The organism is Streptomyces sp. NPDC005799, from assembly GCF_040630525.1.
GTDB lineage: Bacteria > Actinomycetota > Actinomycetes > Streptomycetales > Streptomycetaceae > Streptomyces > Streptomyces griseorubiginosus_B.
This window is the reverse complement of sequence record NZ_JBEXXQ010000001.1, coordinates 256,245-277,011: the sequence shown is the minus strand read 5'-3', so window position 1 is coordinate 277,011 and position 20,767 is coordinate 256,245. Positions and strand designations below refer to the sequence as shown.

Sequence of the window (20,767 nt, the reverse complement as noted above, 5' to 3'; positions counted from 1 at the left end):
CGAATGTTGACAGGGGGCGTTCATGGCCGGGAACATCCTGGTCATGAGCCTGTTCGTGAGCTGTCGCACCCTTTGTTGCTGACACGTTGCCGCGTGTGAAGCGCTCATTTCCCCCTGCGTGAATTCTGTGTGACCCCCTTTGCCGGGCCCCCCTTTGCCGGGCCTGGTTCCGCCTGGAATTCCGCGCGTTTTCTTTCCCGCTTGTGTTTCCGAACTCACGGAGTCCCACCATGCCTTCCTCGTCTGCTTCGGGTGTCGACCGACGGCTCTTCCTCACCTCCCTGCTCGGTGCCGCCGCCGGTGTCGCCGGGCTCAGCGGCTGCGCGAACGGCAGCGCGTCCGCCGACACCGGCAAGGGCGCCCTGTCCGCCCCGCTCGCCGACAAGGTCCCGGCCGGCACCAGTCTGAAGATCGCCTCGTACCAGAACACCGAGCAACTGCAGTTCAAGCTGGCCAAGTTGGGCGAGACGCCGTTCAAGGTGTCGAGCTGGGTGAACATCGGTGCCGGACCGGATGTCATCAACGCCTTCCGCGCCAAGTCCCTCGACCTCGCCAACAACGCGGGCATCCCGCCGATCCAGGCGCACTACCAGGGCTTCGACGCGAAGATCGTCGCGATCGACATCACCCGCAAGCCCAACTACCTCTTCGCCACCAAGCCCGGCAGCGACATCCACTCGGTCGCGGACTTCAAGGGCAAGAAGCTCGCCTTCTCCCAGGGCCAGGCCCAAGGAGTGGTCCTGCTGCGGGCGTTGAAGCAGGCGGGGCTGAAGTACGACGACGTCAAGCTCGTCCCGCTGACCAGCAACCAGTTCCTCACCGCCCTGCAGTCCGGCCAGGTCGACATCGCCCCGCTCGCCAACAGCCAGGCGCCCGCCTATCTGGCGCAGTACAAGTCCAAGGGCGCCCGCGTCATCACCACCGGCGTCGTCGACCTGCTCAACCTCCTCTGGGCGCCGGCCTCCGTGCTGAGCGACCCCGCCAAGGCCGCCGCCGTCGCCGCGTACATCCCGTACTGGGCCAAGGGCCAGGTGTGGATATACGAGAACCCCGGCACCTGGAACGAGGAGTTCTACGTCAAGACGCAGAACCTGACCCCCGCGCAGGCCAAGTCCATCTCCGATCTCGCCAACAAGCCCTTGTTCCCGCCGAGTTGGGACGAGGCCATCAAATGGGAGCAGGAGACCGCGGATCTGCTGGCGGAGGGCGGCTTCGTGAAGAAGTTCGATGTGTCCTCGCTCTTCGACCACCGCTTCGAGTCCATCGCCGCCAAGGCCGTACCGGCGGAATACCGGAGGTGACCGCTGTGACCACCACGACCACCGCCGTCCCGGTGACGACCCGCGAGGAGACCCCTCCGGTACGGCGTCGCCGGCGCGGCCTCGCCCCGGGCAGGCGCCTGCCGGCCACCCGCCTGATCGGGCCGGCCCTGCTCCTGGTCCTGTGGGCCGCCGCCTCGGCCGCCGGGCAGCTGGACCCCGGCGCGATCCCGGCTCCCTGGACGGTGCTGAAGACCGCCGGGCATCTGTGGACCGCCGGGACCCTGCCCGCGGACATCGCGACCTCCGTCGAGCGGGCCGCGTACGGCTTCGCCATCGGTCTCGTCGCCGGTGTCGTCCTCGCCCTGGCGTCGGGGCTGAGCCGGGTCGGGGAGGCGCTGATCGACGGGACGGTGAACCTCAACCGGGCGATCCCCACCCTCGGTCTGATCCCCCTGTTCATCCTCTGGCTCGGCATCGGCGAGGCGTTCAAGATCGCGATCATCGCCATCGTCGTCTACATCCCGATCTACCTGAACACGCACGCCGCGCTCTCCGGCATCGACAGCCGGTTCGTCGAACTGGCCGAGGTGCAGGGGCTGTCGAGGCTGCGGTTCGTCCGGCAGATCGTCATCCCCGGCGCCCTGCCCGGATTCTTCGTGGGACTCCGGCTCGGGGTGACCGGCTCCTGGCTGGGCCTGGTGGTGCTGGAGCAGATCAACGCCACCAGCGGACTCGGCTACATGATGTTCCAGGCCCAGAACTACGGCCAGTCCGACGTGATCCTCGTCGGCCTGCTCGTGTACGGCGTCTTCGGCCTGGTCTCCGACAGCGCGGTCCGTCTCATCGAACGGAGGGTGCTGTCATGGCGCCGCACACTGAGCAGCTGACCCGGCCCGCCGTCCGACTCCGCGGCCTCACCCGGTCGTTCGACGGGCGTACCGTCCTCGACGGCATCGACCTCGACCTGCCGGCCGGACAGTTCACCGCCCTGCTCGGCCACAGCGGCTCCGGCAAGAGCACCCTGCTGCGGGCGGTCGCGGGACTGGACCACGAGGTCGCCGGGAGCGGCCGGCTCGACGCCCCCGAACGGGTGTCGGTGGTCTTCCAGGACGCACGGCTGCTGCCCTGGCGGCGGGTGCTGGACAACGTACTCCTCGGGCTCGACGGCAAGGACGCCGAGCGCAGGGGGCGGGAGGCGCTCGCCGAGGTGGGGCTCGAGGGGCGCGAACGGGCCTGGCCCAACGAGCTGTCCGGCGGCGAGGCCCAACGGGCCGCGCTCGCCCGGTCCCTCGTCCGCGAGCCCGAACTGCTGCTGGCCGACGAGCCGTTCGGAGCGCTGGACGCGCTGACCCGCATCCGGATGCACGGCCTGCTGCGGGAGCTGTGGAAACGCCACCGGCCGTCCGTCCTGCTCGTCACCCATGACGTCGACGAGGCGATCGTCCTCGCCGACCGGGTCCTGGTCCTGGAAAAGGGCCGTATCGGACTCGACCTCACCATTGACCGCCCCCACCCGCGCTCCTACCGCGACCCCCTGCTCGGCGAGTACCGGGAACGGCTGCTCGCGGCGCTCGGCGTCACGGAGGACCACGCATGACCACCACCCAGGGTTTCCCGGAGGACCACGCATGACCCGCCGGCTCCACCTCAACGCCTTCCTCATGAACACCGGTCATCACGAGGCCTCGTGGCGGCTGCCCGAGAGCGATCCGCTCGCGCATGTCGAACTCGGCCACTACGTACGGCTCGCCCGAACCGCCGAGCGCGGCACCTTCGACTCGCTCTTCCTCGCCGACGGTCCACAGCTGTGGAGCAACCTCGCCCAGCGTCCCGCAGGCGCCCTGGAACCGCTCACGCTGCTCACCGCGCTGGCGACGGCGACCGAGCACATCGGGCTCATCGCCACCGCGTCGACCTCGTACAACTCGCCCTACAACCTGGCCCGCAAGTTCGCCTCGCTGGACATCATCAGCGGTGGCCGGGCGGGCTGGAACATCGTCACCACCGCGGGCGCGGAGGCCGCCCGGAACTTCGGTCTCGAGCACGAGCCCGCACACGCCGAGCGGTACGCCCGTGCCGCCGAGTTCCTCGACGTGGCCCTGAAGCTCTGGGACAGCTGGGAGGACGACGCGGTCATCGCCGACAAGGCGGCCGGCGTCTGGGGCGACGACAGCAAGATCCATCCGCCCCGGCACAAGGGGACGTACTTCAGTGTCGAGGGAGCGCTCAACGTCCCCCGTTCACCCCAGGGTTATCCACTCCTCGTGCAGGCCGGTTCCAGCGAGGACGGCAAGTCGTTCGCGGCCCGGTACGCGGAGGCGGTGTTCACCGCCCAGCAGACCCTCGAGGACGCGCAGGCCTTCTACGCCGACCTCAAGTCCCGTACGAGGGCGGCCGGCCGGGACCCCGAGCACATCAAGGTGCTGCCCGGGATCGTGCCGGTCATCGGGTCCACGGAGGCGGAGGCGCGGGCAAACGAGCAGCTGCTGGAGGACCACATCGTGCACCGGCACGGCGTGGCCAACCTGGAGCGACTGCTGCAACTGTCCTCCGGGACACTGGAGTTGGACGCCCAACTGCCCGCCGACCTGCCGTCCGAGGACGCCGTCGAGGGCGCCAAGAGCCGCTACACGCTCGTCGTCGGGCTCGCCCGGCGCGAGCGGCTCACCGTCCGGCAGCTGATCGGGCGGCTGGGCGGGGGACGCGGCCACCTCACCTTCGCCGGCACGCCCGAGCAGGTCGCCGACCAGATCGAGAGCTGGTTCACGCGGGGCGCCGCCGACGGCTTCAACATCATGCCGGCCGTCCTGCCCTCCGGCCTCGACGCCTTCGTCGACCACGTCGTCCCGCTCCTGCGCACCCGCGGCCTGCTGCGCACGGAGTACGGGCCCCGCCGGACCCTGCGGGAGCGCTACGGCCTGCCCCGCCCCGCCAACCAGTACCTCCAGCCCGCCGAACCCGCCCTCATCTGAAAGGACCCCCGCACATGTCCGAGATCGAGATCCAGAAGGTCACCGCCCACATCGGCGCCCGCGTCTCCGGAGTCGACATCTCCAAGCCGCTCGACGCGGAGACGGCGACCGCGATCCGCGAGGCCCTGAACGCCCACAAGGCGCTCGTCTTCGACGACGTGAACCTCGACGACGAGGGACAGCAGGCCTTCGTCCGCCACTTCGGCGACGTGACCACCGCCCACCCGACGGTCTCCTCCGTCGACGGCGTCCCGAACGTCCTGCCGGTCGACAGCGAGCGCGGCCGGGCCGCCAACCACTGGCACACCGACGTCACGTTCGTCCTGAACCCACCGCAGGCCAGCACCCTGCGCTCGCTCACGATCCCGCCGTACGGCGGCGAGACCCTGATCGCCAGCTCGGCCGCCGCCTACCGTCAACTGCCCGAGTCCCTGCGGAACCTGGCGGACACGCTGTGGGCCGAGCACACCAACGACTACGACTACGCCGTGCCGGAGGAGGAGCTGGACGAGCGGCAGGCCGCGCAGCGCGCCCAGTTCACGTCCATCAAGTACCGCACGGTCCACCCGGTGGTCCGCGTCCACCCGCTGACCGGTGAACGCGGCCTGTTCATCGGCGGGTTCGCCCAGCGGATCGTCGGTCTCTCCCCGGGCGAGTCCCGCAAGATCCTGGACCTGCTCCAGGCGTACGTGACCCGGCCGGAGAACATCCTGCGCCACCGCTGGTCGGAGAACCAGCTCGTGCTGTTCGACAACCGCATCACCCAGCACTACGCCGTCGACAACTACGACGGCCTGCCGCGCCGGCTGCACCGGGTGACCGTCGCCGGTGACATCCCGGTCGGCATCGAGGGCAAGGAGAGCTACTCGATCGAGGGCGACGCCTCGCACTACACGTCCGTGGCGGCGTAGGCACCGAGGACACCGCCCCCGTCGTGCGCTACGGCTTGCGGCCCACGCCCCCGTGCTGGCCGATGGGGGCGGTGTCGGCGTCCGGGTCCGGGCGCCACAGGGGGACGGACACGACGCCCGGTTCCACCAGCTCCAGGCCCTCGAAGTAGCCCTCGATCTGCTCGACCGGCCGCAGGAAGTACGGCACCGCGCCGGTCTCGTTGTAGGCGTCCTGCGCCTGCTCGTAGACCGGGTCGGTGCCGCGCGAGCCCTCGTTCAGGGACAGGTAGCTGCCGGAGGGCAGGCCCGCCATCAGGCTCCGTACCAGGTCACGGGCCTGGTCGTAGCTGCTCACGTGCCCGAGGATGCCGCTGAGGATCAGGGCCGTCGGCCGCGTGAGGTCCAGCGTCCTCCCCGCCGCCTCCAGGATGCGCTCCGGGTCGTACAGGCTCAGGTCCTCGTACGCCGTGACACCCTCCGGCGTCGAGGTGAGCAGGGCGCGGGCGTGGGCGAGGACCAGGGGGTCGTTGTCGACGTAGACGATCCTCGCGTCGGGGGCGTGGCGCTGGGCGACCTCGTGGGTGTTGTCGACGGTCGGCAGTCCCGTGCCGACGTCCAGGAACTGCCGTACACCCGCCTCCGTCACGAGATGGCGGATGGTGCGCCCGAGGAAGGCGCGGCTGCTGCGGGCGATGGTGACGATGCCGGGGAAGACGGCGGTGTAGGCGTCGCCGGCCTCCTCGTCCACCGGGTAGTTGTCCTTGCCGCCCAGCCAGTAGTTCCAGATCCGGGCCGAATGCGGCACCGAGGTGTCGATCTCCGTCATACCGACATCCTCCTACGTTCGATCCTGATCGCAGGGCACGTTCAGCGAGATCAGACCAACTTGGTTGAGATTTATACGGAGTTCGGTCACGGCGGCGTTCCGCAGTCGCGGGAGGACACGGCGGTATTCGCCGAGCGGGATGGACAGCAGACGGCACAGCACCAGCCGCAGCAGGGTGTTGTGGGCGACGACCAGCACGCGCTCGCCCTCGTGCGCGGCGGCGATACGGCGCAGGGCGGCGGCACCGCGCTCGGCGGCGGCCCTCGGGTCCTCGGCACCGGGGAAGGGGTGGGCGACGGGATCGGCGCGGAACGCCTGCGCCGCGTCCGGGTTCTCGGCCGCGAACTCGGCGAGGGTACGGCCCTCCACCACGCCGAAGTCGCATTCCCGCAGGTCCGGTTCGCGGGCCGGGGTGAGCCCCAGGGCCCGGCAGGCGGGCTCGGCGGTGACGACGGCGCGGGAGACGGGGGAGGTCCAGACGGCGGTGACGGGGTGCGCGGCGACCCACCGCCCGAGCGCCTCGGCCTGCGCGTACCCGGTGTCGGTGAGCGGCACGTCGCTGACCCCGGCGTAACGGTTCTCACCGTGCCAGACGGTCTGCCCGTGCCGGGCGAGGAGAAGGGTGGTGTTCATGTGCGGGTCCATCCGGGTGGGGGTGGGGTCATGAGTCCGCCGTGTTTTGGTGGAGGCGGGTGCGGGCGTGGGCGGCGACCGGGGGCGGCAGCCAGCCGCGGGCCGTCAGCTCGTCGATCAGCCGGGCGTAGGGCTCCGCGAACAGGGCCGTGCGCTCGGGTCGGGGTTCGAGAACCGTCCGGACCCGGACCATGCGCTCGGCCACGTCCGCCAAGGAGCCGCCCGCGCCCGTGCCGTGGGCGGCCAGCGCGGCCATGCCCAGAGCCGGCTCGGTCTGGGCCGGTACGCGGGCCGGGCGGCCCAGGATGTCGGCGCGCAGCTGGTTCCAGTACCGGCTGCGCGCGCCGCCCCCGGTAAAGGTGAGCGGGCCGTCCAGCGGGGCGCCGAGATGGTGCAGGTAGTCCAGGCAGAGCCGTTCCGTGAGGGCGACGCCCTGGAGGAGGGCGGCCCACAGGTCGGCGTCGTCGCGCGGTTGGCCGAGGACCAGCGCGGAGGCGTCCGGCGCCCGGAACGGGAACCGCTCACCGGACGACACCAGCGGATACGTCACCGCACCCGACGGCTCATAGGCGGCCGCCCGCTCGTCCATGGCCGCCGGGTCCGCTCCCGCGAAGGACGCCGTGAGGACGCCGGCGCCGACGCCCGACGCCCCGCCGGGCAGCCAGCTCCCGTCCGGGGCGCGGTGGTTGTAGACCACGCCGGCGGGGTCGTGGACGGGGGTGCTGGAGACGCCCTTGAGGACGAGCGTGGTGCCGAGCACCGAGTTCCAGGAGCCGGGCCTGAGCGCCCCGGAGGCGATCTGCGCCGCGCAGCCGTCGGTCATCCCCGCGACGACCCGGGTGCCGGCGGGGATACCGGTGGCCTCGGCGGCCTCGGCGCCGACCTCGCCGAGCGGGGTGCCGGGGCGCACGACATCGGGGAACAGCCCGTCGGGCAGGCCCAGTTCGGCGAAGGCCGGGTACGGCCAGGCGTTGCGCTCCAGGTCGTAACCGGTCTTGAGGGCGTGACTGGAGTCGGCGGGCGGGGGCACCCCGACGAGACGGCCGACGATCACGTCCGGCTGGTGGGCCAGCCGGAAGCGGGACGGACGGGCCAGACGGAGGTGGGGGTGGGGCCGGTGCGCGCCGGGTGAGGCGGGCCGGCCGGCGGCGGAGCCGGCCACCTCCCCGCCGTACTCCCCCACCAGCCACACCGCCTTCGGCAGCGCCCAGGTGTCCTGCACCGCCACCCCGGCCGCCCGCACCCGCGCCGCCTCACCCGCCGCGCGCCCGTCGTCGTACATGAGCCCGGGGCTCACCGGCCGTCCCGCGGGGTCCGTCAGCAGGACCGTGCCGGACGTGCCGCACACCGCGAGTCCCCCGATCCGCACACCCGTCACCCCGCCGAGCGCCCGCCGGGACGCGGCACACACACCCGCCCACCACTCCTGCGGGTCCTGCTCGTGCCGCTCCCCCTCCCGGTGCCCGCCGAGCGGTGCCGAGCCACGGCCGAGGACCGTGCCGTCCGCCGTGACCAGCAGCACCCGGACGCTCTGCGTGCCCAGGTCGATCCCCAGCCAGGCCTCACGCCCGTCCGCCATCCGAACCTCCCGGGTATCGCGATTTCGTGTGTGAACTTCACATCCATCTTCGATATTGACCCGGGTTTTTCGCCTGCGCGAGGGATTGACGCGCAACTTCCACCGTTACACCCTCGATTGACGAGACCACTCGACGGTGACCGGGACACGATGAGCAGCAGCGACAGCAGCGGGGGCGGCGCCCACCCCCAGGGACCGACCCCCCGCCGGGCCGCCATGGCCGAGCGGGTCCTGGCCGCCGGCTCGGCCACGGCGGCGGAGCTCGCCGAGCGGTTCGGGGTGAGCCTGATGACCGTCCACCGCGACCTGGACGAGCTCGAACGGCAGGGAGTGGTCCGGAAGTTCCGGGGCGGGGTGACGGCCCAGCCCTCCGGTGTCTTCGAGTCGAACGTGCAGTACCGGCTGAAGACCATGCGCGCCGAGAAGGAGGCACTGGCCGAGCGGGCGCTGGGGCTGATAGAGCCCGGCATGGCGATCATGCTGGATGACTCCACCTCCGCGCTGGAGATAGCGCGCAGGCTCCGCCTCGGCGAGATCACCCCGCTGACGGTGGTCACCAACTTCCTGGAGGCCGTCAACGTCCTCGCCGACCAGCGGGGCATCCATCTCATGGCCCTGGGCGGCGACTACGACCCGCTGCACGCCTCGTTCCTCGGCGTGTCCTGCGTCGAGGCGGTCCAGTCGCTGCGCGTGGACGTCTGCTTCGCCTCGACGTCGGCCGTGCACGCCGGGTACGCCTATCACCAGGAGCAGCACATCGTGTCGGTGAAGCGGGCGATGCTCGACTCCGCCGCCCGGGGCGTCCTGCTGGTCGACCACACCAAGCTGGGCCGGACCGCCCTGCACCGGGTCGCCCCGCTGTCCCGCTTCGACCTGCTCCTCGTGGACGACGGGGCGTCGGCGGAGGCGCTGCGGGACCTGGACGAGCACAAGGTCACCTACCAGGTATGCGCGACGAAGGACTCACCGTGACGAAGGGCTTGCTGTGACGAAGGGCTTGCTGTGACGAGCGGGTCGGTGCGGGTGCTGGCGGCCGGCGACCACTTCGTCCTGCCCTCGCTGATCAGGGACGCGGTCGCCGCTCGAGCGGACTGTTCGGTGCGGGAGTTACTGCTCGGCTGGCCCCTGGAACCCTTCGGCCCGGTGGCCGAGGTGCGGGAGGCCAGTGACGCCGAGGACGAGATGATCGAGGCGCTGGCCGACGGCCGCGAGGTCCTGGTCACCCAGATGGGTCCGGTCACCGAACGGGTCCTGGAGGCCTCCCCCGCGCTCCGCCTGGTCGTCGTCTGCCGGGGCGGCCCGGTCAACGTCAACCTCGACGCGGCCAAACGCCATGACGTGCGCGTCTGCTACGCGCCCGGCCGCAACGCCGCCGCCACCGCCGAGTTCACCGTCGGCCTGCTCCTGGCCGCCCTGCGCCGCATCCCCCAGGCCCACGGCCTCCTCGCCGGGCAGGGGAGTTGGGAGGGGGCGGCGTACTACACGTACGAGCACAGCGGTCTGGAGCTGGAGGACCTGCCGGTCGGGCTCGTCGGCTACGGCGCCGTGGGCAGCCGGGTCGCCCGGGCGCTGTGCGCCTTCGGCGCGCGGGTGATGGTGTACGACCCCTACGTCCGCGGCGAGATCCACGGCCTGCGCGTCGACTCGCTCGACGAACTCCTGCTTCGCTCCCGGGTGATCACCCTGCACGCCCGGCTGACCCCGCAGACCAGGGGCCTGATCGGGGCGCGCGAACTGGCCCTCCTGCCCGAGGGATCGGTGCTCGTGAACGCGGCACGCGGTCCCCTGCTGGACGAGGAGGCGCTGTGCGACGCCCTGGAGAGCGGCCGGCTCTCGGCGGCGGCGCTCGACACCTACGCACGGGAACCGCTCCCGCCGGACTCCCGGCTGCACGCGCTGGCCGACCGGGTCGTCCTGACCCCGCACCTCGGCGGGGCGTCCCGCGCGGTGGCGGAGAAGGCGGCGAGAATCGCCGCGGAGGAAGTGGGCCGCTGGGCACGCGGGGAGCCCCTCACGCACGCCCTGACATGAACGCCGGGACGGAATCACAACCCCGAGCAAGAGCCCACCAACCCCCACTGTCTCCAGGACACCGGCCGCGAAGAGAGCCGTAGGGGGCGCGCCGGTGTTGAGGGACCGAACGCGCGGAGGCGCGAAGCGCTGAGCACGATCGGCCCCTCGACACCGGCACACAGCGCCCCCGGAGGCGAACGAAGCCAAAGGAGGAGGAGGAGCCGCCATGTATGTCGGGATCGATGTCGGGACGTCGATGGTGAAGGCCGCCGCGTTCGACGAGGAGGGGCGGGAACTGGGCGTCGAGGCGCGGGCGGTGGGGCTCGCGCTGCACGGGGGCGTGGTCGAGCAGGACATGGAGGAGGTGTACGGGGCGGTCGTCGCGGTGCTGGAGGCGCTGACCTCGCGGCTCGCGGAGCCCGTCGCGCTCGCGGGGCTCACCGGGCAGGGCGACGGGGTGTGGCTGGTCGACAAGGAGGGGCGGCCGGTGCGGGCCGCGGCCTCCTGGATGGACGGACGGGCGCATGAACTCCTCGACCAGTGGCTGGCGGACGGCACGTTCGAGACCGTCTTCCGCCGCACCGGGAGCGCCATGTTCCCGGGCTGTCCCGGCCCGTTGCTGGCGTGGTTCGACCGGTACGAGCCGAGGTCCCTGGACGCCGCCGCCACCGCCGTGTACTGCAAGGACATGGTGTTCCGGCGGCTGACGGGCGCCCCGGTGACCACGGACGTCTCCGACGCGTCGATGCCGTTCCTCGACCCGAGGACACGGACGTACGACAACCGGGTCGTCGAGCTGCTCGGCCTCACCCACCGCCGTGGCCTGCTCCCCCCGGTCGGCGACCCGATCGCCACGGCCGAGGCGTTCGGCGAGGGGCTGCCGGCCGGCACCCGGCTGGCGAACGGGCCGTACGACCTGCCCTCCTGCGCGCTCGGCGCGGGCGTCACCGCGCCGGGTGACGGTCTGCTGATCGTCGGCACCTGCCTGGCGAGCCTCGTCGCGACCACCGACCTGGACCTGACGGGCGAGCCGGCCGGGCTGTACATCTCCACCGACCGTCCCGGCCACTGGCTGCGGGCCATGCCGGCGATGGTCGGCACGGCGGCGCTGGACTGGGTGCTGTCGACGACCGGGGTCCCGCGGGAGGAGGTCGACGCCCTGCTCGCCGACACGCCGCCGGGCGCGAACGGCGTGCGGGTCCTGCCGTACTTCGCCCCCTCGGGCGAGCGCGCCCCCTTCGTCGAGCCCCGGCTGCGCGCGGAGCTCAGCGGCGTCTGTCTGGAGTCGACCAAGGCCGATCTGGTCCGCGCCACCTGTGAGGGCATCGGGTTCGCGGCCCGCCACTGTCTTCAGGCCGCGGGCCTGACCGGCACCCTCGCGGTGTGCGGCGGCGGCACCCGCAGCCCCGCGTGGATGCGGCTGCTGGCGGACGTGCTGGGCCGTCCGCTGCGGGTGGTCGAGGGCGAAGTGGGCGCGCGGGGCGCGGTGTTGGCGGCGGCGGAGCGGTACGGGGTTCCCCTGGACGCGGGGGTATGGACGAAACCGACATCCATGGTGGAACCTGACGCGACACGGGCGGCGTACTACGCGAAGGCCTACGAGGACCATCTGGACCGTCTCGCGCGGGCACGCGCGGCGGTGGACGCCGGTCGCTGACCGCGAGGAGGGGTTCATGACGACGAGCCGGATGTGCCCCACCTGCAGGAGCAGACAGGACTTCCGCAAACTCAACGACGCGGAGAAGGCCGCCGTCCGCGAGGAGAAGGGGCCCCGCCACTTCGTCCACGACCTCTGGCGCTGCACCGCGAAGGGCTGCCTGTGGTACCAGCCCTACTTCCGCCAGGGCGACGGCGGCATCCTTCCCGAGAAGTTCCGGGAGAAGAAGGACGAGGAGGCCGCCGCCCCCGAGTGAGACCTACAGGTTGCTGAAGTCCGGGCCCTTGGTGCGGGTGCGCTTGATCTCGTAGAAGCCCGGGACCGAGGCGACGGCGAGGGTGCCGTCCCAGAGCCTCGCGGCCTCCTCGCCCTTGGGGGCCGGGGTGACGACGGGGCCGAAGAAGGCGATCTGCTCGCCGTCCGCGCCGGGCACGGCGATGACGGGGGTGCCGACCTCCTGGCCGACCTTCTCGATGCCCTCCTTGTGCGAGGCGCGCAGCTCGGCCTCGAACTCGAAGTCCTCCTGGTCGGCGTAGTCGATCAGGTCGGCGGGCAGCCCGACCTCCTCCAGCGCGGCGGCTATGGCCTCGACGGTCGGGCCTTCGCCGTTGTTGTGGAAGCGGGTGCCGAGCGCGGTGTAGAGCGGGCCGACGACGTCCGCGCCGTGCTTCTGCCAGGCCGCGGTGACCACCTTCACCGGCTTCCACGCCTTGGTCGCCAGCATCTCCCGGTACTCCTCGGGCAGCTCGTCGATCCGGTCCTCGTTGAGCACCGCGAGGCTCATGATGTGCCAGCGAATGTCGATGTCCCGGACCTTCTGCACCTCCAGCACCCAGCGGGAGGTCATCCACGCCCAGGGGCACAGCGGGTCGAACCAGAAGTCGACGGGGGTCTTGGCGGAGCTGCTCGCGGTCTCGGACATGGCTCTCCTAGAAAAGGGACTCTTTTCAACCGGCAACACCGGGCGTCGCCGTCCCCATTCCCGTCCGCCGCCCTCATTCCGAGCTGCCTCCCGTCAGGGGCGCATGGCAGGATCAGCCCTGTCCACATACCGAACAGCTGCCGAGGGAGTGCCGCCCGTGCCCGGTGAGAATCTGACCCGTGACGAGGCCCGGGAGCGGGCCGCCCTGCTGTCCGTCGACGGGTACGAGGTGTCGCTCGACCTGCGTTCGGCGGTGGGCGAGGAGACCGGGGACGGTCCGCGCACCTTCCGCTCGGTCACCACGATCCGCTTCCGCTGCAACGAGCCCGGCGCGTCCAGCTTCGCCGATCTGATCGCGCCTGGTGTGACCTCCGTCTCACTCAACGGCAGGGATCTCGACCCGGGTCAGGTCTTCGACGGTTCCCGGGTCCTGCTGGAGGACCTCGCCGCCGAGAACGAGCTGGTGGTGGACGCCCGGTGCGCCTACTCCCGCACCGGCGAGGGCATGCACCGCTTCGTCGACCCCGAGGACGGCGAGGTCTACCTGTACACGCAGTACGAGCCGGCCGACTCCCGCCGCGTCTTCGCCAACTTCGAGCAGCCCGACCTCAAGGCCCCGTTCCGTTTCGAGGTGCGGGCCCCGGAGGGCTGGACGGTGTGGAGCAACGGCGTCGGCGAACGGACCGACGGGGTGTGGCGGTTCGCGGAGACGAAGGCGATCTCGACGTACATCACGTGCGTCGTGGCAGGCCCCTACCACTACGTCACGGACTCCTACTCCCGCACCTTCCCGGACGGTACGACGCTGGAGATCCCCCTGGGCGCCCTGTGCCGCAAGGGTCTCGCGCCCTACTTCGACTCCGACGACGTCTTCCTGGTCACCAAGCAGGGCCTGGACTTCTTCCACGACCACGTCGACTACCCGTACCCCTTCGGGAAGTACGACCAGGCGTTCGTGCCGGAGTACAACCTGGGCGCGATGGAGAACCCGGGCCTGGTGACCTTCCGCGAGGAGTACATCTTCCGGGGCAAGGTCACCAAGGCCTCGTACGAGGGCCGGGCCAACGTGATCCTGCACGAGATGGCCCACATGTGGTTCGGCGACCTGGTCACCATGGAGTGGTGGGACGACCTGTGGCTGAAGGAGTCCTTCGCGGACTTCATGGGCGCCTTCGCGCTGGTCGGCGCGACCCGCTTCCAGGACGGCTGGATCACCTTCGCCAACCGCCGCAAGGCCTGGGCGTACCGCGCGGACCAGCTGCCCTCCACCCACCCCATCACCGCCGACATCCGCGATCTGCAGGACGCCAAGCTCAACTTCGACGGCATCACCTACGCCAAGGGCGCCTCCGTCCTCAAGCAGCTGGTCGCCTACGTCGGCCAGGACGCGTTCCTGGAGGGTGCCCGCCGCTACTTCAAGCGGCACGCGTACGGCAACACCCGCCTCGGTGACCTGCTGTCGGTGCTGGAGGAGACCAGCGGCCGGGACATGGGCGGCTGGGCGCGGTCCTGGCTGCAGACGGCGGGCGTCAACTCCCTCACCCCGCAGGTGCTGCTGGACGCCGAGGGCCGGGTCGACGAGCTGGCGGTGGTGCAGGAGGCGGCCGGCCCTGCCCATCAGCCGGCTCCGCCGGCGGGCACCCCGGAGCTGCGCCCGCACCGGGTGGCGGTGGGCCTGTACCGGCGGACCCCCGAGGGTTCTCTCGAGCGGTACGCGCGGGCCGAGGTGGACGTCGACGGCGCGCGGACGGTCGTGGGCGAGCTGGCCGGTGCCGAGGCGCCCGAGCTGGTACTGGTCAACGACGACGACCTGACGTACTGCAAGATCCGCTTCGACGAGACCTCGCTGGCCGCCCTGCGCGAGCACCTGGGCACCATGACCGACCCGCTGGCCCGGGCCCTGTGCTGGTCGGCGCTGTGGAATATGACCCGGGACGCGCTGCTGCCGGCCCGGGAGTTCGTGGAGATCGTGCTGCGCTTCTCGGGCCGCGAGTCCGACATCGGCGTCCTGCAGATGCTGCACGCGTGGGCGAACTCCGCGCTGGTGCACTATGTGGCGCCGGGGTGGCGGGAGGCCGGCGGACGGCTGGTGGCGGAGGGCGCCCTGCGGGAGCTGCGGGCGGCGGAGGCGGGCAGTGAGCACCAGCTGGCCTGGGCGCGGTTCTTCGCGACGGTCGCCTCCTCTCCGGAGGATCTGCGGTTGCTGCGGGGGCTGCTGGAGGGCACCGAGAAGGTCGACGGGCTGGAGGTCGACCAGGAGCTGCGCTGGGCGTTCCTGGAGCCGCTCGCCGCGCACGGGGTCGCCGACGAGGCCGTGCTGGCCGCCGAACTGGTCCGCGACGACACCGCCTCCGGCAGGCGCCACCAGGTCAGGTGCCTGGCCGCGCGGCCGTCCGAGGCGGTCAAGGCGCAGGCGTGGGCGCAGGTGGTGGAGTCGGACGCGCTGTCCAACGCGCTGGTGGAGGCGACGATCGCGGGCTTCACCCAGGCCTCGCAGCGGGAGCTGCTCGCGCCGTACGCGGAGCGCTACTTCGCGGCGATCGAGCGGGTCTGGGCGGAGCGGTCCATCCAGATCGGCATGGACGTGGTGCGGGGTCTGTTCCCCTCGCTGCAGGACTCGCCGGGGACGCTGGAGGCGACCGACGCGTGGCTGGCGGCGCACGAGGGGGCGGCGCCCGCGCTGCGCCGGCTGGTGCTGGAGGCCCGGGACGATCTGGCACGGGCGCTGCGGGCCCAGGCTTTGGCCAACGATTAAGCCGCCGGTGACCGTTACGGAATCCGGTCAATAACACCCGTAACCCCTGGCCCAACTCACTTGGACCAGGGGTTTTCGGTGCCCTATCGGCATCCGAACACCTGTCCTTTAGCGCCACCTTGTCCGCATTTGTCGACGAGCGTGTAACAGCGGTTAGGGGGCGGTCCGGGCGCGGAAAACCACGGGACATGACCCACAACACCCCGCTGTCCCCCCGCCCGCTCCGTCACCTCTCCGAGGTCCACCGCCGTCTCCTGACGGCCGCGCAGCTGAGGGCGCACGGTGTCCCGTCCGCGGAGCTGACCGAGCGGTGCCGCCCCGGCGGCCCCTGGCAGCAGATCCTCCCGGGTGTCTTCCTGCTCCACCCGGGCCCGCCCACCAGCGAGGAGCGGCTGCACGCGGTGCTGATGTACGCGGCACGCGAGGCCGCCCCCGGGGTGCCGGCCCAGCCGGGCGCCGAGCCCCCGCACCGCCCGGTGTACACGGAGGCGATGATCACCGGCCTCGCGGCCCTCACGCTGCACGGCTTCACATCCGCTCCCCCGCTGCTGTCGATCGAGAGGATCGACGTCCTGGTCCCCCGGCTGCGCCGGGTCCGCTCGACCGGCTGCGCCCACGTCGTCCGCACACCGTCCCTGCCGGCCGCCCAGCAGGTGACGGGCGTTCCGATCGCGCCGGTCCCCCGCGCCCTGGCCGACGCGGTGTCGGAGCTTTCGGACGCCGGTGCCGTACGGCGGCTGCTGACCGAGGCGGTGCGCGGCGGCCACTGTGAACCGGCCTCGGTGGTACGGGAGTTGAAGAACGCGAAGCTGCTGAGCCGGCCGCACGTCGTGGACGCGGTGGACTTGCTGCTGGCCCAGGGCCGGACGGTGGCGGAGGACCGGCTGTACCGCATGGTCGAGGAGCACGGTCTGCCCGACCCGGTCTGGAACGTGGACCTGCGCCTGCCCGGCGGCCCGTACCTCGGCGGCCTGGACGCCTACTGGCCGGAGCAGGCGGTAGCCGTCGAACTCGACACCCGCGCGCCCCGCCAGGACGACGACGCGATGTGGTCCGAGTACGTCCGCAAGCGGGAGACCCTGGAGCGCCTGGGCATCACGGTCGTCCACATCACCCCGAAGAAGCTCCGGGACTCCGCCGAGCAGCAGGCGGCCGTGGTCCGCACGGCCCTGATGGCCTCCGGCGACCGCGACCCGGCCGCCTATGTCGTGGTACTGCCCCGGTAGTGACGGACCGGGACGGTGCCAGGAGGGAGAGGAGGGGCTGCCGGGTGGGTCCGGTGGCCCCTCCTCATGTCTGGTGGGTCAGAGCGGTTCGGGCAGGGCGGGGGGCAGCGTCGCCCGGGTGTGGACGCCGTCGATCAGGGCCGCGTAGGCCGCGATCATCCGCGTACGGCTGAACCGTTCGCGGCTGGCGGCGAGGGCCGGCGCGAGGTCGGGGCGGGCGGTCACCGCCTCCGTCCAGGCCCGGGCGATGGCGTCCGGGTCGGGCGGGGTGACGAAGCCGTGGCCCGAGACGATCGCCGCGCTGTCACCGACGTCGGTGGCCACCGGTACGGCCCCGCACATCATGCCCTCGACCAGGCACAGCGGGGCCGCCTCGCCCCAGGAGGAGGTGAGGGCGACCACGTCGGCGGCCGCGTAGAGGTGCTCCATGTCGTGCCGGACGCCGAGGGGGTGCAGCCGGTCCGTGAGGAGGGGGTCGGAGCCGAAGCCGGCCGCGAGGTCCGCGACCAGGCCCGGGTTGGCGCGCGTCATGCCCGCGCCGCACATCAGGACGTGGCCGCGCGGCTCCCGGGCGAGCCAGGCGCGGGCGGAGGCCAGGAACAGGGGGACGTTCTTCATCGCGTCGTAGCGGGCGGCGAAGACCACCACCGGGGCGTCGGCCGGAATGTCCAGGGCGGCGCGGACGGCGAGCCGGGCGGCCGGGTCGGGGCGGAAGCGGAGCAGGTCCACGCCATTGGGGATGACGTGCAGCAGCTCGCCCGGCACCCCGGCGGCCTGGTAGGCGGCCCGGGTGGACTCCGCGCAGCACACACAGGCCACCACCGTGCCATCGGCGATGGCCACCTTCAGCTCGTCCAGGGCGGCGCCCTGGTTCTCCGGGTCGGAGCGGTGGAGACAGACCACGACCGGGCGGCGCGGCAGGCCCGCCTGGTTGAGCAGCCGCAGGGGCTGTTCCTTCAGGGAGAGGATGACGTCCGCCTCGGCGGTCGCCCGTGCGGTGTCGGCCAGTTCCGGCCCGGTGAAACCGACCTGATCCCGGCTTGCGGGGAAGCTGCGGCCCAGGGACGTGACGCCCACCCCCGCCGCGGTCAGCGACCGGTAGCAGGCGTCGTCCTCCATCCGCTGCCGGGTGGCCTCGCGGTGCACCTCACCGTGGATGCTCAGCACCCGGTGATCCTGCTGACCGCCCTCCACCAGCCCGAGCACGACGTCACTGTGGACGATCCGGGCCCCGCCGGAGAAGAAACCCTCGTAAACAGACAACACCTGCAGTCCGTGCGTTGCGCGCACACGACCACCCCGCCTCGTACAGATTGAGCCATCCCCGTGAACAGCGGGTTAGCCGATATGAGGCGGCACGGACGTTTCGTACGGATGAACTGGGCGTCTCGTGTCCGAGTCGCCTGGATTACCGGACGGCCCAGCAGGTCAGGAAAGCGCCAAGCCGCGGCGATCGCGGTGAGCGCCCAGTGGGGTGCCGCGATGTGTTGTCGGGCGGGTGCGGGTGCGTTGTGGCTGTTCGCGCCGTTCCCCGCGCCCCTGACGGGGCGCATGCACTCACCCCTTCTTCAGGACCAGCTCGGTGTTGCGGTCGCTCGATGTGCCGCCCATTTTCTTGCTGGCGCCGGGGGCGTTGTAGGAGATCTCGCGGTAGAGGGCGGCCAGGCCCGTCTGGGTGAGGTCGGTGAAGTCGGTGCGGTGCGGGGCCGCCGACTCGATGAGGGTGGTGAACAGGGAGATCGTGCCGTCCTTGTTGTCGGCGATCTCGATGACGCGGGCCAGCTGCGGGTAGTCCACGTGGGACGCGGTGGAGATCTCCCAGAAGGAGCGGCCGCCCGACGCCTTGTGCGGGGTGATCTCGTTGCGGTGGATGTGTCCGTTCACCCAGGCCAGGACGTTCGCGTGGCGGCTCAGCAGGGAGACGACCTCGGCGCCGTCGTGCCGCTGCTCGCCCGGGTGCGCCGGGTCGGGGTGCTCGGTGTTGGTCATCGACTTGCTGGTGTGGTGGCTGAAGACGATGGCCCAGGAGTCCTTGTTGTCCTTCAACTGCCGTTCCAGCCAGCGCAGTTGGGTGGTGCCGATGGAGCCGTCGTAGTGACCGCTCGGGTCGGTGGTGTCGATGCTGATGCCGATGACGTCGTCGGAGATGCGGAACGTGTAGTACTGGGTGCCCGCGTCGAGGTTGGCGGTGGAGTAGCCGTGGCCGACCGGGCCGAGACCGCGGTGCGCCGGGTCTAGGTGGGCCTTGAGGTAGTCGGTCGGGGTGAAGGGGGCGCGACGCTCGTCCGGCGTGATGGAGCGCAGGTCGCGGCTGTGCGCCTTGAGCAGGTCGCGCAGGGCGGTGCCGCTCGGGTCGCCGCCGCTCCTGATGAGGTTCTGCAGCTTCTTGGCCTCGGTGGCGGGCAGGCTCATCAACTTCTTGCCGCCGACGGTGAATTCGCCGAGCCAGGAGTCGGCGTGGCCGTAGCAGCCGAGCAGCAGGGCGTCATGGTTGCCGACCGTGGAGTACCAGGGCAGATTGAGGCCGGGGCTGCGGATCTCCCGGATCGCGGCGGGCAGGAAGCCGCCGAGGTGCGGGAAGCCCAGCCGCTTGTCGTTGTCCCGGGTGGTGGAGTCGGGCTGCCAGAACAGCTGCAGGCCGCTGTTCTGGACGCCCTCGTAGTGGCGCGGGTCACCGGAGTTGGGGGTGACCCGGCCGCCGCTCATGACGGTCAGGAACCATTCCAGCTCGGTCTTCGCGTTGTTGTCCGTGTTGTCGCCGGTGGTCATGGCGAAGTGCAGCGGGGAACCGGTGACGGGGGCGCCGCGCAGCGCGTTGACCCGCTCGATCAGGGACACCGCGCCCTGCACGGTCAGCGCCTCGTGGGGGCGCCAGGCGTGCGGGTCGGCGGAGCGCACGTACTCCAGGCGCAGCGGGTGCTGGGCGTCGATCAGGTGCAGGTCGGTCAGCTGCACGAACGCCGCGAGCGCGGTACGGCGGCCCGCGCGGCCCGACCTGGGGGCGGCGAGCTCGCTGCGCACGACGCGGGCCCAGCCGGGGCCGTCGGCGAGCCGGCGGTAGCCGGAGCCGGCGCGCGGGGTGGCGACGGAGGCGAGGGTGGTGCCCTTGGTGTAGGGCGCGAGAGGCGCGGCGGCGGCCTGACGGGAGTGGGCCACGATGGCCTCGTGCGGTTCCGCGGCGACGGCCGCGGCCTGGCTGTCGGTGGGCCGCAGGGCGTAGCCGACGCCTGCGGAGACGGCTGCCGCGCCAGTGGCGGCGAGGACGGTACGGCGGTTGATCGCGGGCTTGTCGCCGGCGACTGAGCGTATGCGCGGCATGGCGCGGTCTCCCCGAGTGCGAACGCGTCGGCAGTGGTCGCGGGTTTCGCTGCCGCGAACAACCCGCTCGCCTTGGATGCTTGGCACCGGGAATGACCTGCGCGTGAACGAGACGGCAACGCGCAGCGCCGATCACCGTACGTGGATCTTGGCAAACCCTGCGTGTTCTCACCCGCTCTTCGACCGGCCGGAAGGCGGTCACGCAGTGTTCATCTTCTGGGGTAACCGACCCGTCACGGGCCGCTCCCGCCACAGCGCCAGGCCCGTGTCGACGAGCCCGACCCGGTTGAGGGCCGGGACCGTCTCCAGCGGGTGCCAGGCCGCCATGTCGGTCGAACCGCCGATCTCGGGGCGGAGTTCGCCGCCGGTCACCCGGGCCTCGTAGACGAGCCGGAGGCCCTGGCGGTCGACCGGGCGGCGGAAGCGGCTCCGGGTCGTCAGACGGAAGGAGTCGACGCCGAGCAGACCGGTCACCTCGACGTGGTACCCCGTCTCCTCCTCCACCTCCCGCAGCACGGTGTCGTAGGGGTCCTCCCCGTGCTCCATGCCGCCGCCGGGCAGGGTCCATTCGGGCCGGCCCCGGCCGTCGGTCCAGCGGGCCAGCAGGAGTTGGCCGTCACGGACGCATATGGCGTAGGCCGCCACCCTCAGTTTCCGTCGCACAGGGAGAAATTAGCCGGGACGGGGCCGTCGGCGGTGCCTCCCGCATCGGGG

Annotated in this window: 18 protein-coding genes; 11 read left to right on the top strand and 7 right to left on the bottom strand. The window is 71.7% G+C overall.

Going from position 1 to position 20,767, the window contains the following annotated elements:
• Positions 1-230: 230 nt before the first annotated feature.
• Genes ABZ453_RS01155 through ABZ453_RS01135 form a run of 5 tightly spaced genes read left to right on the top strand, consistent with a single transcriptional unit; the run spans position 231 to position 5,145 of the window.
• Entirely contained in the window at positions 231-1,301 is a 1,071-nt protein-coding gene (locus ABZ453_RS01155; protein WP_359010293.1) for an ABC transporter substrate-binding protein, read from the top strand.
• Positions 1,302-1,306: 5 nt separating this feature from the next.
• Complete coding sequence (locus tag ABZ453_RS01150) at positions 1,307-2,149, top strand: ABC transporter permease (protein WP_359010291.1); 843 nt, start codon at positions 1,307-1,309, stop codon at positions 2,147-2,149.
• Positions 2,125-2,859, top strand: a complete 735-nt coding sequence (locus tag ABZ453_RS01145; RefSeq protein WP_359010289.1) for an ABC transporter ATP-binding protein — start codon at positions 2,125-2,127, stop codon at positions 2,857-2,859. The genes ABZ453_RS01150 and ABZ453_RS01145 overlap by 25 nt, the downstream gene beginning before the upstream one ends.
• 31 nt (positions 2,860-2,890) lie before the next feature.
• Positions 2,891-4,234, top strand: coding sequence for an LLM class flavin-dependent oxidoreductase (locus ABZ453_RS01140; RefSeq protein WP_359010287.1), 1,344 nt, complete (start codon positions 2,891-2,893; stop codon positions 4,232-4,234).
• A gap of 14 nt (positions 4,235-4,248) precedes the next feature.
• Complete coding sequence (locus ABZ453_RS01135; protein ID WP_359010285.1) at positions 4,249-5,145, top strand: TauD/TfdA family dioxygenase; 897 nt, start codon at positions 4,249-4,251, stop codon at positions 5,143-5,145.
• A 28-nt stretch (positions 5,146-5,173) separates the two neighbouring features.
• Here the strand turns inward: ABZ453_RS01135 and ABZ453_RS01130 are convergent, their stop codons facing one another.
• Genes ABZ453_RS01130 through ABZ453_RS01120 form a run of 3 tightly spaced genes read right to left on the bottom strand, consistent with a single transcriptional unit; the run spans position 5,174 to position 8,162 of the window.
• The gene (locus ABZ453_RS01130) at positions 5,174-5,950 is read right to left on the bottom strand and encodes an SAM-dependent methyltransferase (RefSeq protein WP_359010283.1); all 777 of its coding nucleotides are present in this window, start codon (positions 5,948-5,950) and stop codon (positions 5,174-5,176) included.
• A gap of 12 nt (positions 5,951-5,962) precedes the next feature.
• The gene (locus ABZ453_RS01125; RefSeq protein WP_359010281.1) at positions 5,963-6,583 is read right to left on the bottom strand and encodes a histidine phosphatase family protein; all 621 of its coding nucleotides are present in this window, start codon (positions 6,581-6,583) and stop codon (positions 5,963-5,965) included.
• A gap of 28 nt (positions 6,584-6,611) precedes the next feature.
• Positions 6,612-8,162, bottom strand: coding sequence for an FGGY-family carbohydrate kinase (locus ABZ453_RS01120; protein WP_359010279.1), 1,551 nt, complete (start codon positions 8,160-8,162; stop codon positions 6,612-6,614).
• Positions 8,163-8,312: 150 nt separating this feature from the next.
• Here ABZ453_RS01120 and ABZ453_RS01115 point away from each other — a divergent pair, with 150 nt between their 5' ends.
• The 4 genes from ABZ453_RS01115 (at position 8,313) to ABZ453_RS01100 (ending at position 12,088) form a co-directional block, all read left to right on the top strand.
• On the top strand, positions 8,313-9,134 hold the full coding sequence (locus ABZ453_RS01115) for a DeoR/GlpR family DNA-binding transcription regulator (RefSeq protein WP_359010277.1): 822 nt from the start codon (positions 8,313-8,315) through the stop codon (positions 9,132-9,134).
• A 30-nt stretch (positions 9,135-9,164) separates the two neighbouring features.
• Positions 9,165-10,193, top strand: coding sequence for a 2-hydroxyacid dehydrogenase (locus ABZ453_RS01110; protein ID WP_359010275.1), 1,029 nt, complete (start codon positions 9,165-9,167; stop codon positions 10,191-10,193).
• 208 nt (positions 10,194-10,401) lie between these two features.
• Positions 10,402-11,832, top strand: a complete 1,431-nt coding sequence (locus ABZ453_RS01105) for an FGGY-family carbohydrate kinase (RefSeq protein WP_359010273.1) — start codon at positions 10,402-10,404, stop codon at positions 11,830-11,832.
• A 16-nt stretch (positions 11,833-11,848) separates the two neighbouring features.
• The gene (locus ABZ453_RS01100) at positions 11,849-12,088 is read left to right on the top strand and encodes a hypothetical protein (RefSeq protein WP_359010270.1); all 240 of its coding nucleotides are present in this window, start codon (positions 11,849-11,851) and stop codon (positions 12,086-12,088) included.
• A 3-nt stretch (positions 12,089-12,091) separates the two neighbouring features.
• Here the strand turns inward: ABZ453_RS01100 and ABZ453_RS01095 are convergent, their stop codons facing one another.
• Positions 12,092-12,754, bottom strand: coding sequence for a DsbA family protein (locus ABZ453_RS01095; RefSeq protein WP_359010268.1), 663 nt, complete (start codon positions 12,752-12,754; stop codon positions 12,092-12,094).
• A 157-nt stretch (positions 12,755-12,911) separates the two neighbouring features.
• Between ABZ453_RS01095 and pepN the strand changes: the two genes are divergently transcribed.
• Positions 12,912-15,509, top strand: a complete 2,598-nt coding sequence (gene pepN, locus ABZ453_RS01090) for an aminopeptidase N (protein WP_359010267.1) — start codon at positions 12,912-12,914, stop codon at positions 15,507-15,509.
• Positions 15,510-15,697: 188 nt separating this feature from the next.
• On the top strand, positions 15,698-16,735 hold the full coding sequence (locus ABZ453_RS01085) for a hypothetical protein (protein ID WP_359010265.1): 1,038 nt from the start codon (positions 15,698-15,700) through the stop codon (positions 16,733-16,735).
• A 78-nt stretch (positions 16,736-16,813) separates the two neighbouring features.
• Here ABZ453_RS01085 and ABZ453_RS01080 read toward each other — a convergent pair whose 3' ends face one another.
• The 3 genes from ABZ453_RS01080 to ABZ453_RS01070 form a co-directional block, all read right to left on the bottom strand.
• On the bottom strand, positions 16,814-18,001 hold the full coding sequence (locus tag ABZ453_RS01080) for a glycosyltransferase (RefSeq protein WP_359010579.1): 1,188 nt from the start codon (positions 17,999-18,001) through the stop codon (positions 16,814-16,816).
• Positions 18,002-18,292: 291 nt separating this feature from the next.
• A complete protein-coding gene (locus tag ABZ453_RS01075) occupies positions 18,293-20,053 on the bottom strand; it encodes a TIGR03767 family metallophosphoesterase (protein WP_359010264.1) in 1,761 nt (586 codons plus the stop codon).
• A gap of 198 nt (positions 20,054-20,251) precedes the next feature.
• A complete protein-coding gene (locus ABZ453_RS01070) occupies positions 20,252-20,716 on the bottom strand; it encodes an NUDIX hydrolase (protein ID WP_356768281.1) in 465 nt (154 codons plus the stop codon).
• Positions 20,717-20,767 lie beyond the last annotated feature (51 nt).

Bases quoted from the DNA above. Each gene is read 5' to 3' on its own strand.
- ABZ453_RS01155 (WP_359010293.1), top strand. From the start codon at position 231: ATGCCTTCCTCGTCTGCTTCGGGTGTCGACCGACGGCTCTTCCTCACC.
- ABZ453_RS01145 (WP_359010289.1), top strand. From the start codon at position 2,125: ATGGCGCCGCACACTGAGCAGCTGACCCGGCCCGCCGTCCGACTCCGC.
- ABZ453_RS01140 (WP_359010287.1), top strand. From the start codon at position 2,891: ATGACCCGCCGGCTCCACCTCAACGCCTTCCTCATGAACACCGGTCAT.
- ABZ453_RS01135 (WP_359010285.1), top strand. From the start codon at position 4,249: ATGTCCGAGATCGAGATCCAGAAGGTCACCGCCCACATCGGCGCCCGC.
- ABZ453_RS01130 (WP_359010283.1), bottom strand. From the start codon at position 5,950: ATGACGGAGATCGACACCTCGGTGCCGCATTCGGCCCGGATCTGGAAC.
- ABZ453_RS01125 (WP_359010281.1), bottom strand. From the start codon at position 6,583: ATGAACACCACCCTTCTCCTCGCCCGGCACGGGCAGACCGTCTGGCAC.
- ABZ453_RS01120 (WP_359010279.1), bottom strand. From the start codon at position 8,162: ATGGCGGACGGGCGTGAGGCCTGGCTGGGGATCGACCTGGGCACGCAG.
- ABZ453_RS01115 (WP_359010277.1), top strand. From the start codon at position 8,313: ATGAGCAGCAGCGACAGCAGCGGGGGCGGCGCCCACCCCCAGGGACCG.
- ABZ453_RS01105 (WP_359010273.1), top strand. From the start codon at position 10,402: ATGTATGTCGGGATCGATGTCGGGACGTCGATGGTGAAGGCCGCCGCG.
- ABZ453_RS01100 (WP_359010270.1), top strand. From the start codon at position 11,849: ATGACGACGAGCCGGATGTGCCCCACCTGCAGGAGCAGACAGGACTTC.
- ABZ453_RS01095 (WP_359010268.1), bottom strand. From the start codon at position 12,754: ATGTCCGAGACCGCGAGCAGCTCCGCCAAGACCCCCGTCGACTTCTGG.
- ABZ453_RS01085 (WP_359010265.1), top strand. From the start codon at position 15,698: ATGACCCACAACACCCCGCTGTCCCCCCGCCCGCTCCGTCACCTCTCC.
- ABZ453_RS01075 (WP_359010264.1), bottom strand. From the start codon at position 20,053: ATGCCGCGCATACGCTCAGTCGCCGGCGACAAGCCCGCGATCAACCGC.